Origin of the sequence: Trichocoleus sp. FACHB-40, from assembly GCF_014695915.1 — a bacterium.
Classification (GTDB): domain Bacteria; phylum Cyanobacteriota; class Cyanobacteriia; order Cyanobacteriales; family FACHB-T130; genus Funiculus; species Funiculus sociatus.
Window position 1 is genome coordinate 1 of record NZ_JACJPF010000049.1, and the last position, 12,740, is coordinate 12,740.

General features: G+C 44.7%; 13 protein-coding genes. 4 read left to right on the forward strand and 9 right to left on the reverse strand.

Features of this window, described 5'->3' with window-relative positions; all coding sequences use genetic code 11:
- Nucleotides 1-165: 165 nt before the first annotated feature.
- From hflX to H6F63_RS10335, 7 genes are all read right to left on the reverse strand, one after another.
- Entirely contained in the window at nucleotides 166-1,854 is a 1,689-nt protein-coding gene (hflX, locus tag H6F63_RS10305) for a GTPase HflX (protein WP_190420207.1), read from the reverse strand.
- Nucleotides 1,855-1,949: 95 nt separating this feature from the next.
- On the reverse strand, nucleotides 1,950-2,345 hold the full coding sequence (locus tag H6F63_RS10310; protein WP_190637066.1) for a tetratricopeptide repeat protein: 396 nt from the start codon (nucleotides 2,343-2,345) through the stop codon (nucleotides 1,950-1,952).
- Between the two features lie 291 nt (nucleotides 2,346-2,636).
- Complete coding sequence (locus tag H6F63_RS10315) at nucleotides 2,637-2,906, reverse strand: hypothetical protein (protein WP_190637068.1); 270 nt, start codon at nucleotides 2,904-2,906, stop codon at nucleotides 2,637-2,639.
- Nucleotides 2,907-3,043: 137 nt separating this feature from the next.
- Nucleotides 3,044-3,385: a type II toxin-antitoxin system PemK/MazF family toxin gene (locus H6F63_RS10320; RefSeq protein WP_190637070.1), complete on the reverse strand. Its 342-nt coding sequence runs from the start codon at nucleotides 3,383-3,385 to the stop codon at nucleotides 3,044-3,046.
- Nucleotides 3,372-4,823 carry a tetratricopeptide repeat protein gene (locus H6F63_RS10325; RefSeq protein ID WP_190637072.1) on the reverse strand — a complete coding sequence of 484 codons (1,452 nt, stop codon included), beginning with the start codon at nucleotides 4,821-4,823 and terminating at the stop codon, nucleotides 3,372-3,374. The genes H6F63_RS10320 and H6F63_RS10325 overlap by 14 nt, the downstream gene beginning before the upstream one ends.
- Before the next feature lie 63 nt (nucleotides 4,824-4,886).
- The gene (gene cofG, locus H6F63_RS10330) at nucleotides 4,887-5,864 is read right to left on the reverse strand and encodes a 7,8-didemethyl-8-hydroxy-5-deazariboflavin synthase subunit CofG (protein ID WP_190637075.1); all 978 of its coding nucleotides are present in this window, start codon (nucleotides 5,862-5,864) and stop codon (nucleotides 4,887-4,889) included.
- Between the two features lie 95 nt (nucleotides 5,865-5,959).
- Complete coding sequence (locus H6F63_RS10335) at nucleotides 5,960-6,103, reverse strand: hypothetical protein (protein WP_190637077.1); 144 nt, start codon at nucleotides 6,101-6,103, stop codon at nucleotides 5,960-5,962.
- Between H6F63_RS10335 and H6F63_RS10340 the strand changes: the two genes are divergently transcribed.
- The 3 genes from H6F63_RS10340 to H6F63_RS10350 are packed head-to-tail and all read left to right on the forward strand — an operon-like array spanning nucleotide 6,102 to nucleotide 9,737.
- Complete coding sequence (locus H6F63_RS10340; RefSeq protein ID WP_190637079.1) at nucleotides 6,102-9,008, forward strand: glycerol-3-phosphate acyltransferase; 2,907 nt, start codon at nucleotides 6,102-6,104, stop codon at nucleotides 9,006-9,008. The genes H6F63_RS10335 and H6F63_RS10340 overlap by 2 nt on opposite strands.
- Nucleotides 9,009-9,053: 45 nt before the next feature.
- Nucleotides 9,054-9,341, forward strand: a complete 288-nt coding sequence (locus H6F63_RS10345) for a Ycf66 family protein (protein WP_190637081.1) — start codon at nucleotides 9,054-9,056, stop codon at nucleotides 9,339-9,341.
- On the forward strand, nucleotides 9,342-9,737 hold the full coding sequence (locus H6F63_RS10350) for a hypothetical protein (protein ID WP_190637083.1): 396 nt from the start codon (nucleotides 9,342-9,344) through the stop codon (nucleotides 9,735-9,737). It abuts the gene before it with no gap.
- Between the two features lie 35 nt (nucleotides 9,738-9,772).
- Here H6F63_RS10350 and H6F63_RS10355 read toward each other — a convergent pair whose 3' ends face one another.
- Nucleotides 9,773-10,543: a Uma2 family endonuclease gene (locus tag H6F63_RS10355; RefSeq protein ID WP_190637085.1), complete on the reverse strand. Its 771-nt coding sequence runs from the start codon at nucleotides 10,541-10,543 to the stop codon at nucleotides 9,773-9,775.
- A gap of 322 nt (nucleotides 10,544-10,865) precedes the next feature.
- Nucleotides 10,866-11,321: a pentapeptide repeat-containing protein gene (locus H6F63_RS10360; RefSeq protein WP_190637087.1), complete on the reverse strand. Its 456-nt coding sequence runs from the start codon at nucleotides 11,319-11,321 to the stop codon at nucleotides 10,866-10,868.
- Between the two features lie 318 nt (nucleotides 11,322-11,639).
- Here H6F63_RS10360 and H6F63_RS10365 point away from each other — a divergent pair, with 318 nt between their 5' ends.
- A complete protein-coding gene (locus tag H6F63_RS10365; RefSeq protein WP_190637089.1) occupies nucleotides 11,640-12,137 on the forward strand; it encodes a DUF393 domain-containing protein in 498 nt (165 codons plus the stop codon).
- The last annotated feature ends 603 nt before the right edge of the window (nucleotides 12,138-12,740 follow it).

Consider the following 12,740-nt stretch of genomic DNA (forward strand, 5'->3'; position numbering starts at 1 on the left):
TTCGCCATCAATCTATTTCGTCAGCACGGTTTTGCCTCGATCACCAAAGCACTTCGACATTTGTCTCATGATGTGCATCGTCTATTTTCCTTTTTCCAATGAATCAGCCCTGCCCTTTTTAAGGGGGGCTATTCTCAAGTATTTTTTGCATGAGAACCCAGAGGCTTAACCGGGCGCGATCGCATAGTGAACCAGTTGGCTGATGCGGTAACGCAGAGTTTCTAAACCCAGGCGATCGCTTGCGGAAATAAACACCGCTTGGGGAAACTCCTCTTTTGCTAGCACCAGAGTATCGCCATCCACTTGATCCATCTTGTTAAAAACAATCAACGATGGCCCGGGCGTTACTGGCATTTCTGACAAAATCGCCATCACAGAACGAATCTGACTTTGCCAAGCTGGATGAGACAAATCCACCACATGAAGCAGCGCATCCGCTTCTGTCACCTCTTCCAATGTGGCACGGAAAGCATCCATCAAAGAAGGTGGTAACTCGTGAATAAATCCTACCGTGTCTGTAATCACAATCTGCTGCGCCTCGTCTGTCACCGCATCGGGTATGACTAAACGCCGCGTAGTCGGGTCGAGAGTTGCAAACAACTGGTCTGCTGTGTAAACTTCAGCATTAGTTAGCACATTTAGCAACGTAGATTTACCAGCATTGGTATATCCAACTAAGGCAATTGAGGGAACATCCTGATGTTGCCGTTGTAAGCGTAACCGCGAACGGTGCGCTTGCAGCTGGTTGACTTGCTGTTGCAGTCTGGCAATGCGACGCTGAATTCCCCGGCGCTCAGTTTCCAACTTGGTTTCACCAGGCCCCCTAGTACCGATACCGCCGCCGAGTCGGGACATTGCTTGACCGCGACCAGTCAAGCGCGGCAGCATATATTCCATTTGCGCCAATTCTACCTGCAACTTACCAGCACCAGACTGAGCGCGTTGGGCAAAGATATCCAAAATCACCTCAGTCCGGTCTACCACACGGATACCAGTCTGAGTTTCCAGATTGCGGACTTGCGCTGGTGAGAGGTCGCGGTCAAAGACGATCAGGTTAACTCCCAGTGTTTGTGCAGTCAGGGCAATTTCTTGCACTTTACCTTCGCCGACCACGGTCTGGGGATGGGGACGGGGACGTTTTTGCTGCATTGTTTCCAACACTTGCCCCCCAGCAGTATCCACCAACCGCGCCAATTCTTCCAATCCATCTTGGAATTGCAGGGGTGTCATGTCTTGAGTCATCAACCCCACCAGAAGGACGCGATCGCGATCGCTGTCTACTTGCTTGGCAACAAATTCTCGCTGAAACTCGGCTTCTAGTCCATCCACCAGTTCCAGAAAATCCTGGTTACTCAGCGCATCCAGGCTCATCGGTGGCGACAGATTCCAAATTGCTTCCGGATGGGGAACTAGGTGAGCTAGATAAGTTTCTTTGATGTAACCTGTGGCTCCCCCACCGCGTCGCTCAAACCCTCCCCCAGTCAGCGATAGCACTGCCAGCACGTCTAGCCGTTGCATTGCCATTGCGGTCAATGCAGCTTCACTCGGTGCTTCTGATTTCAGTTGAGTAGATATGCAGCGAATACCACTGAGTCTTTCTGCACCGTAACGAGGCAATTCTAGAGCGGGAATCTGCGTTTGTCTGGGGGTTCCCACTCCGACTCGAATCACCTGTCCCCGGCGATTAATGTAGACGGATACAGGCTGATTGATTTCGGTGCTAATTGCTGCCAACCGCTGGGCGAATTCCGCTGTCGTAATGTGATCGCCTGGTAGCCGCTGATGATAAAGTTTCTCTAGCTGCTTCAGCTGGCTGGACTTTAAACCTTGAAGATTACCGTAGATGGTTTCGATAGGCGTTTTGTGCCAGATAACCTGGCTCCTGAATTCTATAAATTTATTTTACTAATTTCCTGCTGCAAGGGAGAGGGGAAAATACCCATTCCCGATTACCAATTACCCACTTTCTCAATTAGTCTTTGCCAAAGGGATGTCTTTTTGATTCCCAAAGCTTTGTCATAGCTGGCGTAAGCTTGTTTGTAACGCCCCAACCCATGTAGCGCTGCGCCTCGGAACATCCAAGCTTCTTTATCTTCTGGTGCAATTTCTAAAGCTTTGTCACAACTTGTTAACGCTTCTTCATAGCGTTTGAGGTGAATTAACACCACGCCTCGGAACGTCCAAGCTGCTTGATTTTTTGGGGCAAGTTTTATAGCTTTGTCAAAGCAAACCAGTGCTTCTTCGTTGCGTTTTAAGTTAGCCAGCGCTTCGCCACGACGGTACCAGATTTCGTGGTCGTCGGAGTCAATTCCCAGCGGTTGCTCGTAGCGCCCTAATCTACGCATAGGTATTTTTACGCCAGTAAACTTGGCTTCACAAGACATTAGTCTATTTTACGATGGGTTTTTCCTCTGGGATCGTTATGTTAAGGGATGCAAAGTAGAGGATGGGTGAGAATGCGATCGCGCTTTGCTGTCAGTGAGAATGCGATCGCGCTTATCTACCTTTCGCCAGTGGCTACTTTGCCATCAGCCTAACTCAGGAAATTAAACACTTCAATTACACTTTTTATACTTCCTATCCGCTGATTCAAGCATTTATTTGGTTAACCAATCTACTAATAATGCAAAAAACAACTAGACGATTGCACGACCTAGACGTATTAACAAAGCTCCGATTATGCCCTTGACTAAAAACACTATCCAATCATTAGGTTGTTGAAAAGTTTCTGAAGCAACCTTATATCCAATTCCTGCCATTACTCCTAAAATCAAAAGTCTACCAAAATCTGCTAGTAATTGATTATGCTGGTTACTAATTTTAAATTGTCTATAAAAAGTGGTTGTATCTACAATCAAAAAATAACCTATAGCGGAAAAAACTACTAACCCTACTAAATATTTCATAAAACTATATATTTTTTATAATTGCCAATCTGTAGCATTGCTCATTAAAAATAACTATAAAGACAAATTTTAAATGTTATTCCTGGGTTGGTGGAGTGCGCGATCGCTTGTGGCCTAGTGAGAATGCGATCGCGCAATTAGTCACTCAGCAGCTTGCACAGCTTTTCAGCAATTTTTACCTGCGTATCAGATGACAATTCACCCAATTTTCGCTGGATTACGGTTGTAGAAACTGTTACCATTTGATGCAATCTGATAGTCGATGGTACGCGCAATCCTGAAGCACAAAAATCGGGATGAGCGCTATCTAACAGGATATCTGTTTCCAGTAAGCTAGATGGAATACGACTGGTAATATAAGCCAAGATGATGTGTCTTTTAGCTCCTACTGGGTTAGTTAAGCAAACGGCTGGACGCACCTTATTAGTCGATAAATCATCATAAGGAAAAGGCGCAAGAAAAATTTTACCTTTCGTCATAAAATGGTTCGCCGTCAGCTAAAGTGTAGATGTCTTCTTCTGGGTCTGTTATAAAACCATAATTTGGGTCACTGGCTACAGTTTTCGCCCCTTCTGGGTCATGGAATGGTTCGCCGTCAGCTAAAGTATAGATGTCTTCTTCTGGGTCTTTCAAAAAATCAAAAGCTGGATTTCTGACGGCTGCTTTCAGCCATTCATATTCTTCCAGTTCTGCTTTTTTAAGTAAAGCCCCTTGCAGTGCCTCTTCTTCCCTATTACTTCCTTTCGGAATCAAAGCCTGAAAACGCTCATCATCTCGAATACCGTCAAAATCTGAGTCATTTCTTGCGATATCCAGGTATTTATCAGGACTCAAGCTAATGGCTTGTTGCAAGTTCTCAATCGCTTGCTCAACATTACCCTGTAAGGCATAACAGCAAGCCGTGTTATACCAAGCTTCGTGGAAGTCTGGTTTAAATTCAAGAGCTTTGTCATAACTAGCGATCGCTTCGTCTAAGCGCCGCAACTTTAAGAGTATAACGCCTCGGTATTGCCAAGCTAGGTAAAGGTTAGGTTGAATATTCAAGGCTTGATCATAGCTGGCAAGCGCTTCATATAAGCATCCCAATTTTAGGAATGTATTGCCCCGGTTGTACCAGACTTCTTGAGCGTTAGATTTTATTTGTATAGCTTTGTCGTAACTAACAATTACCTCTTTATATCGACCTAATCGATATAAAACACTACCCAAGTTATACCGAGCTTCAAAACTATCGGGTTGGATTTCTAGAGCTTTGTTGAAGCTGGCAATTGCTTCCTCATAGCTACCGAGGTTAGTCAAAGCCACACCTCGGCTACCCCAACTCCATTCATGGTCAGGCTGAATTTCTAGAGCTTTGTTGAAGCTGGGAATTGCTTCCTCATAGCTACCGAGGTTAGTCAAAGCCACACCTCGGCTATACCAGCTCCAGTAATCATTAGGGTTGAACTTGATGGCTTTGTTGAAACTCGCAAAAGCATCTTCCAAGCGTTCTAAGTCAAATAGTGCAATACCTCTGTGATACCAGGCTTCGCTAAAGTCTGGTTGAATTTCCAGAGCTTTATCCCAACTGACAATTGCTTCGTCAATGCGTCCTAACTCACTTAGCGCAATTCCCCGGTTGTACCAGGCTTCATAGAAGTCCGGTTGAATTTCCAGAGCTTTGTCCCAACTGACAATTGCTTCGTCAATGCGTCCTAACTTTACCAGCACAATGCCCCGATTGTACCAGGCGTCGTAACCATCATTTCTAATTTCTAGAGCTTTGTGGTAGCTAGTGATCGCTTCTTCAAAACGATCTTGCTTAAACAGCGCATTGCCCTGGTTATAATGAGTTTCGTCTTTGTCGGGCTTGATGTCTAGAAGTTTTTCAAGTTTAGTGACCACTTCTAGAGGGCGTTCTAAGAGGTCTGTTCTCATTTGGGTATATTTTCTATTCAATTTTTTCTTAAATTGGTCATATGAGAGTTGATACAACTGGTTCTATTTTATGCCTTCTTCTAAAAGCAGAACATTTCGCCACTGCTTGGCAACTCTATGCAACCTATCTGACAACCAATCATCGTACTGAGGATAAACTGGCAATCGAGGCACTAATTCCCAACCCGCAGGTTCTAGAATGTCTCTTAGTTGCTGATGCTGAATATGAGGATAATCGGGATTAACTTCGTCTTTTGGCCCAATTCCTCCTAAATCTCTCGCGCCAGCTTCTATACAGGCGAGTAACCAACGGTCATCTGTAACTAGATTGGGGGGGATTTGGATGGTAATATCTGCTGGCAGAATTTGACGGGCTTTGGCAATAACTTCTGGTAATTGATGCGGGTTAAAAGGTGGTGCGTCGAAACTTTGTTGAGTGCCGGGGCTGTGGGGTTGTAAGATTACTTCTTGAATGTGATTGTAACTTTGATGGAGTTGCGCGATCGCATCCAAGGTTTCCCACCAATGGGTTGAACTTTCTCCAATCCCTAAAAGCAACCCTGTTGTAAAGGGAATTTGCAACTTTCCTGCCCATTCCAATTGTTGCAGCCGTAATTGTGGAACTTTACTAGGCGCGTGTTTGTGAACAGTCTGCAAAAGTTGCGGCGTTAATTGTTCCAACATTAACCCCATCGAAACATTAACTTCTTTCAACTTAGCCATTTCCGTAAAGCTCAATGGCCCTGCATTGGTGTGAGGCAAAAACCCCATTGATAATGCTAAATCGCACAAGTCATAAATCAACTGAAACCAGGTCTTTCGGCGTGAGGATTGGGGATGTACTTCACCGCTTAAAATTAAAATTTCACAGACTTCTTGACATTGCAACCGTTTTAATATTTCTTCTGCGTCTTGTAGAGTCAGCCAGGGACTTTTACCCGGCTCAATGCGGAAGTTGCAGTAAGTACAGCGATTAAAACATTCGTAAGTCGGGACAACAGTGTAAGCGGGGCTATACGTAACAAAGCGGGAAAGTGACATAGGTTAGATTTTTATAACGCCAAGGAACGCAAAAGGAATCGCAAAGGAACGCAGAAGAAGAAGTATGATTTCTAGCCTGCTTAGACAGGCTTTGTTTATATAGCGGCGACTACCCTTCGGGAAGGCGAAGCGCCTACAGTCGTCCGGCTTATTTTAATTTGCGCGATCGCTTGGAGCGTACCTTGGCATTGAAAAACACTACTACAATTCAGGTGAGAGGTTATTACAACGGAAATCATGACGCTGACTCAAGTTTGGGGAGCGCTACTTATCTTTATTGTCTGTCCTCTACTAGGAGGATTGCCCCTGACTGCCTGGATTGTTCGCGCATTGTCTGGAAGGCAACTCTCAAGGCTCGGCACGAGGAATGTGTCAGTCTCGGCGGCTTTTTATCACGGGGGACGGCTGGCGGGTATTCTAGCGGTCTTGTCGGAGGCTTTTAAAGGCATTGCCGCAGTATTGCTAGCTCGTGCCTTCTTTGAGACTGATCCAGCGTGGGAGCTAATTGCCCTAATTGCGCTGGTGATGGGGCGTTATTGGATGGCGCGGGGTGCGGGGACAACAAATGTGGTGTGGGGTTATGTAGTGCATGACCCGGTGGTGTCGGTCTTAGTATTTATAATTGGGGGAATTGGCTTTACACTGGTACGCGAGAGGAAGCTGGGGCGAATCTGGGTTTTGATTTTGTTACCCGTGCTGAAGCTACTTTTGCCGAATCGTACCACGGGGGAAGTTGTCGCCGCGATCGCTCTCAGTTCTATCATCGCCTGGATTTACCAAAATATCCCCGATGACCTCGATCTTCCAGCCACGCAAGCACAAAATGGGAATAAGGCTGTGTTTCGTTTTTTCCGAGGTGATAAAGCTATCGTTTCTCTGGATAAACCGTTAGACGCAAACAAAGTCGGTCAGAAAGCTGCCACGTTATCCCAGTTGAAACGTTGGGGTTATTCGGTGCCGATGGGTTGGGTTTTGCCGCCAGGAGATGATCCGGCACTGCTAATTGAGTATCTACAGCCTTCTGTTACAGAACCCTTGGCGGTGCGTTCTAGTGCGGTGGGCGAAGATTCGGAACAATCTTCGGCGGCGGGACAGTACGAAACAATATTAAATGTGACGAGTGGGGAAGCTTTGGAGGAGGCGATTACGCGCGTTCTAGCTTCATACAATAATCCAGCTGCTGTCCAGTATAGACGCGCTCGCGAAGCCTATGCGCGAAGCGCTCCTCGCGACTTGCCAGAATCTTCAATGTCGGTGCTGATTCAAAAACAAGTCCGGGGTGCTTTTTCTGGCGTTGCTTTCAGTCGCGATCCGATTTTCCAGCAAGGCGATGCTGTGGTAATTGAAGCATTGCCGGGAGATGCCACGCAAGTTGTCTCTGGACAAGTTACACCAGAACAGTATCGGGTTTTTCTGGGCGATGTAGAAAATTTGGATGTAAACTCTCTAGAAGTTGAAGGTAGTGGTGATGTACCGCAGGGATTAATTCGGGAAGTCGCCTATTTAGCGCGTCAACTTGAGAGGCAATTTCACGGTATTCCGCAAGATATCGAATGGAGTTATGACGGACAAACGTTGTGGCTTTTACAATCGCGTTCTATCACTACTTTACAACCTATTTGGACGCGCAAAATTGCCGCTGAGGTAATTCCGGGAATAATTCGTCCTCTCACTTGGTCGATTAATCGTCCTTTGACCTGTGGAGTTTGGGGAGAAATTTTTACTTTAGTTTTGGGAGAAAGAGCTGCTGGGTTAGACTTTAATGAAACTGCTACTCTACACTTTTCCCACGCCTATTTTAATGCAACGCTGTTGGGTCAGATTTTCCTTCGGATGGGCTTACCGCCGGAAAGTTTGGAATTTTTAACTAGAGGTGCCAAATTTTCTAAACCGCCTTTTAGTTCTACGTTGCAAAATGGCCCGGGTTTAATGCGGTTGCTTAGACGCGAATTGAGTTTGGAAAAAGATTTTGAACGAGATTATAAAAATTTACTTCTTCCGGTTCTAACTGAAACAGCTACTTTAAATAACCAAGATGCGTTATTCCACCGGATTGAGAAACTTTTGGACGTGCTAAAAAGTGCGACTTATTACAGCATTTTAGCTCCTTTGAGTTTGGCAATCCGGCAGGGAGTTTGGAAAGTCAAAGATATCGATTTGGATAATAGTATAGCTCCGGAAGTTGCTTCTTTGCGATCGCTCCAAGAACTTGCACGGGAAGCCCGGAATTTGCTGCCATCTTCGCAATTATCCCCGGATTCGCCTTCCCTATTCGCAACGCTGGCTGAAATTCCCGATGGACAGACTATTTTGGAACGATTCGATCAATGGCTTGATCGTTACGGCTATTTGAGTGAGGTGGCGACAGATATCGCGGTTCCAACTTGGAGGGAAGATCCCCACGCGGCGCGAGAATTGTTTACTCAGTTTTTGGGAGAGAATGAACCGCCAAGACGCAGAGAACGCAGAGAGAAAAGGGGATGGAAGGTTAATGCTGTGCAGAGGCGACTTGATTTAAAGGGAAAGGTTACTGAGGTTTATAGCCGTTTGTTGGCTGAGGTAAGATGGTGTTTTGTTGCTTTGGAGGAAATTTGGTTACGGTCGGGTTTACTATCTGAGTCTGGTGATATCTTTTTTCTAGAATTTGATGAGGTTCGGCGGATAATTGAAGGGGACAATAAAAGTTTAATTGAGCAAGTTTCGCAGTTGGTGGAAAAAAGGCGGTCGCAACTTAAACAATATAGTCAGCTTACTAATATTCCCCCCTTAGTTTACGGCAATGCGCCGCCAACTCTCAACTTTATCCCTCAATCTTCAATTTCTACAAAGTTGTTGCAAGGAATTGGTGCTAGTCCCGGACAAGTTGAGGGGAAAGTGAAAGTTATCCGCAATTTACAAGCAATTTCTGATATTGACCGCGATACAATTCTAGTTGTACCTTACACCGATTCTGGTTGGGCGGCGCTATTATCTCGTGCTGGCGGTTTAATCGCAGAAGTAGGTGGGCGACTTTCTCACGGTGCAATTGTTGCTCGTGAATATGGTATTCCAGCAGTGATGGATATTCACAATGCTACTAGGCTATTACAAGATGGTCAGCGTGTTAGAATTGATGGTAAACAAGGAATTGTAGAAATTTTGTAAGTTCTAAAAATGAATTAATCCCTTAGCGAATTAATAACAGTCAATATGATAAACTTTGGACTCAATATAGCCAGCCTTTTAGGCATCTTATTAGCAGTTATAGGTATATTAATTATACCTTTAGGATTATCGCTCCGTAGACCCTTCAGAGTGGGGGATGTAATTCAAGATATAGTTTTTGCTGTAATATATTTATTGTCCGGTATCATATTCTTTTTCCAGGGATGGCGACTCGATCCGGTTTTACAATTTGGGCAATTGCTATTAACCATTTCTAGTATCTACTTGCTCATCAAAGATATCCTTCGTCATTCTTCAATTTCCAGAGGTTAAATGAACAATAGCGCTAAGTTTGCTCTCGCCATAATTTTAGGTTATTCCTTGTCCTGCACTCAAGCTACTGCTCAAGTAACTCCTAAAACAAACTGTCCTTATTCCGGGGGTCAGTGGTTAGTTCGGGCTAAAAACGTGAATCCCACTGTTCTTAAACGTCTAGCCAGAGAGTATTCAAGTTTACGACTCAGCCAATGTTACTGGCAAGACACCACTTCTTCTACGAATGTGAGTGGCATCCAAATCGGCCCATTTCCCACTCCACAAACAGCAGGAGTTTTTTACCAGTATCTTACTTCTTATGGGATTCGTTCGACAGATGTAACTATTGTCAATCCTCCGTCTAGACCACTTCCAACGGTAAAACCAACAGTACAACCAAACCAGACAAGATAGAAGGCAAAAGCTAATGGTAAAAAAACTATTAGCAATTAGCTAATTTCATCAGGGTTAATTCCTTGAGAACGCAAGTATTCGGCTAATTTATCTGCCCGTTGACGTTCTTGTTCAACTTTTTGGCGTTCTTGTTCAACTCTTTGACGTTCTTGTTCTAATAATTCTTTCCCCCACAACAGCAAATTTTCCCCCTCATCCCACCAGCGCAACCAATAACCTGTACGTTCTTCCTTTTCCCCTCGCCAAACTCCCAAAAATAATCCCATGTCCGCTATCCAATGGCGGCCTTCGGCGTTTGGTAATTCCAATTCATACCGTCCTGCTTCCAACTTATATACTTCCAGCAGTCCAGTTTCTTGGTCAAAAATTACATAAGTTGGGACTTGAAGTATTTGTTCGTAAAAAAACCACTTACCAGGCGGGTAGGTGCGTTTAACTGAATATTCACCACCATCAGTTTCAGAGAGAAATTCCATGACGACGCTGGGTTTGTCGCCTTCTAGGTTGGGGGTATAGCTTTTGCGTTCTTTACCTGCTTCTAGCACAGAAGGGACGTAAACCCAATCTGGCGCTTTGATTATCAAGTTCCCGTTAACAGTTGCACACAGTCCAAAATTTGAGGCAATCAGCATTTCTGGCTTGATATACCCCATAAGTTCTAGAATTTCTCGGAGTGCTCCTGCAATCAGAGGTTGACCAGTATTTTCCACAGGTTTTTCTTCTAATTGAAAGTCGTCAGGCAACTTTTCCCAGGTGACGGTCAGCGTTGCCATTGGGTGGACAAGATAATCCTGAGTCGTGACCATGACTTTACTATCTGAAAGTTTTAAGTGTTAAATAAACTTAGTTACTGGACTGCTTTGCAGTCTTGCATTAATTATCTACTAAAATTCTTACAATCAACCCTGAACTAAAGTTCGAGGCTTGGTAGCTAAAGTTATCGTCAAGATTTTTGGGTTGTTTGAACCCATTTTAACGGGTTTAAGCTTTAAGAAGAAAAAGTTCTTTTAAGGTTGCCGGAAACCCACTAAATAGAAAACTCCCATTTTCTGAAGTTTTACTCAAAAAATGGGAGAATTATCTGTGCTATGAGAGCTATTTAAAGCAGGTCTAGCCCTTCAACACAACCTAGTCCCAAGGTTGCATACCCGCATCTTCTCCACCAATACCAATGCCCGTGTTAAATATTTCGGCATCAGTAATGATCAGCCCATCCATAGATGCGCCATACACATTCGCGTCGTAAATCTTGGCGTTAGTAAAATTAACTTGGTTGAGATTTGCTTGTTGAAAATTCGCATTGGTTACAAAAGCTAAGGTTAAATTAGCTCCTGTTAAGTTTGCATTAGCCAGGTCAGCGCCTTCGAGGTTGGCGTCCGTAAGGTTTGCGCCTTGCAAATTGGCTTCTCTCAAATCAGCACCAAGCAAATGTGCGCCACGGAGGTCTGCCCCTGATAAATCGCACTGAAAACAATGCCCAGTGGACAATAGCTGCTTTACGTGAAGCGGATTCTCAGCTTGAACTGGGTTAGTGAAAAATAGGGGAGTGAATAAGGCGCATATTGCTAAAAGCTTGAGTTTCATGATTTTCCCCCTTTATAACAAAGATTGGTTCCGTTTTCTTCCTCACACTTCTCTATTATCTCACTAACCTGCTTGAAGATATTGATCTATCCCACAGGCAAGTAGCGATCGCAAACATACTATTTAATTGATTAGGTGCTGTTTGGCTGCGCGATTGGAATTACTGTAGCGTCTGTTAGAACCTGGCGATCGCGTTACTGGCACACACAAGCCTCAGCAAGCGGCAATTAGGGCAGCAAACCAATGACACCTAAAAATGTTAAGTTTCTTAAAATAGTAGAATCCTCACTTGAGGAATAAGCTAGTTGAGAAGTACCTATGTCGTTGAATACCCAGTTTCCCGAATCGGTGGAAGTCGCTACCAAAGCCCAGTCATGGCAGATCGAACTGCTGTATGACGGTGAATGTCCATTGTGTCTGCGAGAGGTCAACTTCTTAAAGAGACGGGATGCAGGTCGAGGGTTGGTGGCGTTTGTGGACATCGCAGGCGATCGCTATATCCCCGAAGCGCATGGCGGTGTTGACTTTGAAACGGCGATGGGGCGAATCCATGCCGTGCTTCCTGATGGTACGGTGATTAAGAATGTAGAAGTTTTCCGCCGCGTCTACGAGATTCTGGGGATAGGGTGGATCTATGCGGTGACTAAGTTGCCGATTATCGGTTCCATCGTCGATTGGCTGTATGGAATTTGGGCTGACTGGCGACTCGCCCTTACTGGACGACCAGATTTGGCGACAATTGTAAGCGATCGCCAGAAGCGCATCGAGTGCGAGACGCAGGGGCGCTGTCGGCTAAATGATGATAATCAACCTTAAAATCGTGGATTTATTAACCTCCAATTCCCTACGTAGGGGCATGGAACTGCCATGCCCCTACAGAAGACGAATTTTATAAGTTATTTAATCTACATTCTTTAGTCAATAAGAATAACCTAACTAAAGGAAGTCAACTACACAAATAGGGTCAAGCTAACCTAAAAATAGACTACTTTCGCTAGTAGGGAAAAAAATGCAAGACTCAGCATATACTCTTTTCATTATCTTTGGTTGTATCTGGATACTAATGGGAGCCGCAGCAGTGGTCGCAGTCCTCAAATCCGATAATCAAGAACTTCAATTTGGCAAATGGGGACTGATAGTGACTCTCCCGATCGTTATCCCCTTTACCCTGGCTCTGCTCTATCAAGTAGCAAGACCATTTATTCTGAAATACCTTTTTTGAAAATTTGGGCTAAATCATAACATCAATCTTTTGTTAACTGGAAAAGTTGGGAGGGAATGAATAAGCGATAAGCTTTCTTCGGTATGCAACGCTTACGCACTGTCCCTTCCGTCCGCACCAACGCAGTGTTTGAGCTTGACATATACGCCCTTGGGATGCTTTCGCCTACAATGAGGCTACAGCAAAGTTGCTAATTA

What these genes read in the sequence shown, in the direction of transcription:
- H6F63_RS10310 (WP_190637066.1), bottom strand. Translation starts at nt 2,345, where the DNA reads ATGCGTAGATTAGGGCGCTACGAGCAACCGCTGGGAATTGACTCCGAC.
- H6F63_RS10315 (WP_190637068.1), bottom strand. Translation starts at nt 2,906, where the DNA reads ATGAAATATTTAGTAGGGTTAGTAGTTTTTTCCGCTATAGGTTATTTT.
- H6F63_RS10320 (WP_190637070.1), bottom strand. Translation starts at nt 3,385, where the DNA reads ATGACGAAAGGTAAAATTTTTCTTGCGCCTTTTCCTTATGATGATTTA.
- H6F63_RS10325 (WP_190637072.1), bottom strand. Translation starts at nt 4,823, where the DNA reads ATGAGAACAGACCTCTTAGAACGCCCTCTAGAAGTGGTCACTAAACTT.
- cofG (WP_190637075.1), bottom strand. Translation starts at nt 5,864, where the DNA reads ATGTCACTTTCCCGCTTTGTTACGTATAGCCCCGCTTACACTGTTGTC.
- H6F63_RS10340 (WP_190637079.1), top strand. Translation starts at nt 6,102, where the DNA reads ATGACGCTGACTCAAGTTTGGGGAGCGCTACTTATCTTTATTGTCTGT.
- H6F63_RS10335 (WP_190637077.1), bottom strand. Translation starts at nt 6,103, where the DNA reads ATGATTTCCGTTGTAATAACCTCTCACCTGAATTGTAGTAGTGTTTTT.
- H6F63_RS10345 (WP_190637081.1), top strand. Translation starts at nt 9,054, where the DNA reads ATGATAAACTTTGGACTCAATATAGCCAGCCTTTTAGGCATCTTATTA.
- H6F63_RS10350 (WP_190637083.1), top strand. Translation starts at nt 9,342, where the DNA reads ATGAACAATAGCGCTAAGTTTGCTCTCGCCATAATTTTAGGTTATTCC.
- H6F63_RS10355 (WP_190637085.1), bottom strand. Translation starts at nt 10,543, where the DNA reads ATGGTCACGACTCAGGATTATCTTGTCCACCCAATGGCAACGCTGACC.
- H6F63_RS10360 (WP_190637087.1), bottom strand. Translation starts at nt 11,321, where the DNA reads ATGAAACTCAAGCTTTTAGCAATATGCGCCTTATTCACTCCCCTATTT.
- H6F63_RS10365 (WP_190637089.1), top strand. Translation starts at nt 11,640, where the DNA reads ATGTCGTTGAATACCCAGTTTCCCGAATCGGTGGAAGTCGCTACCAAA.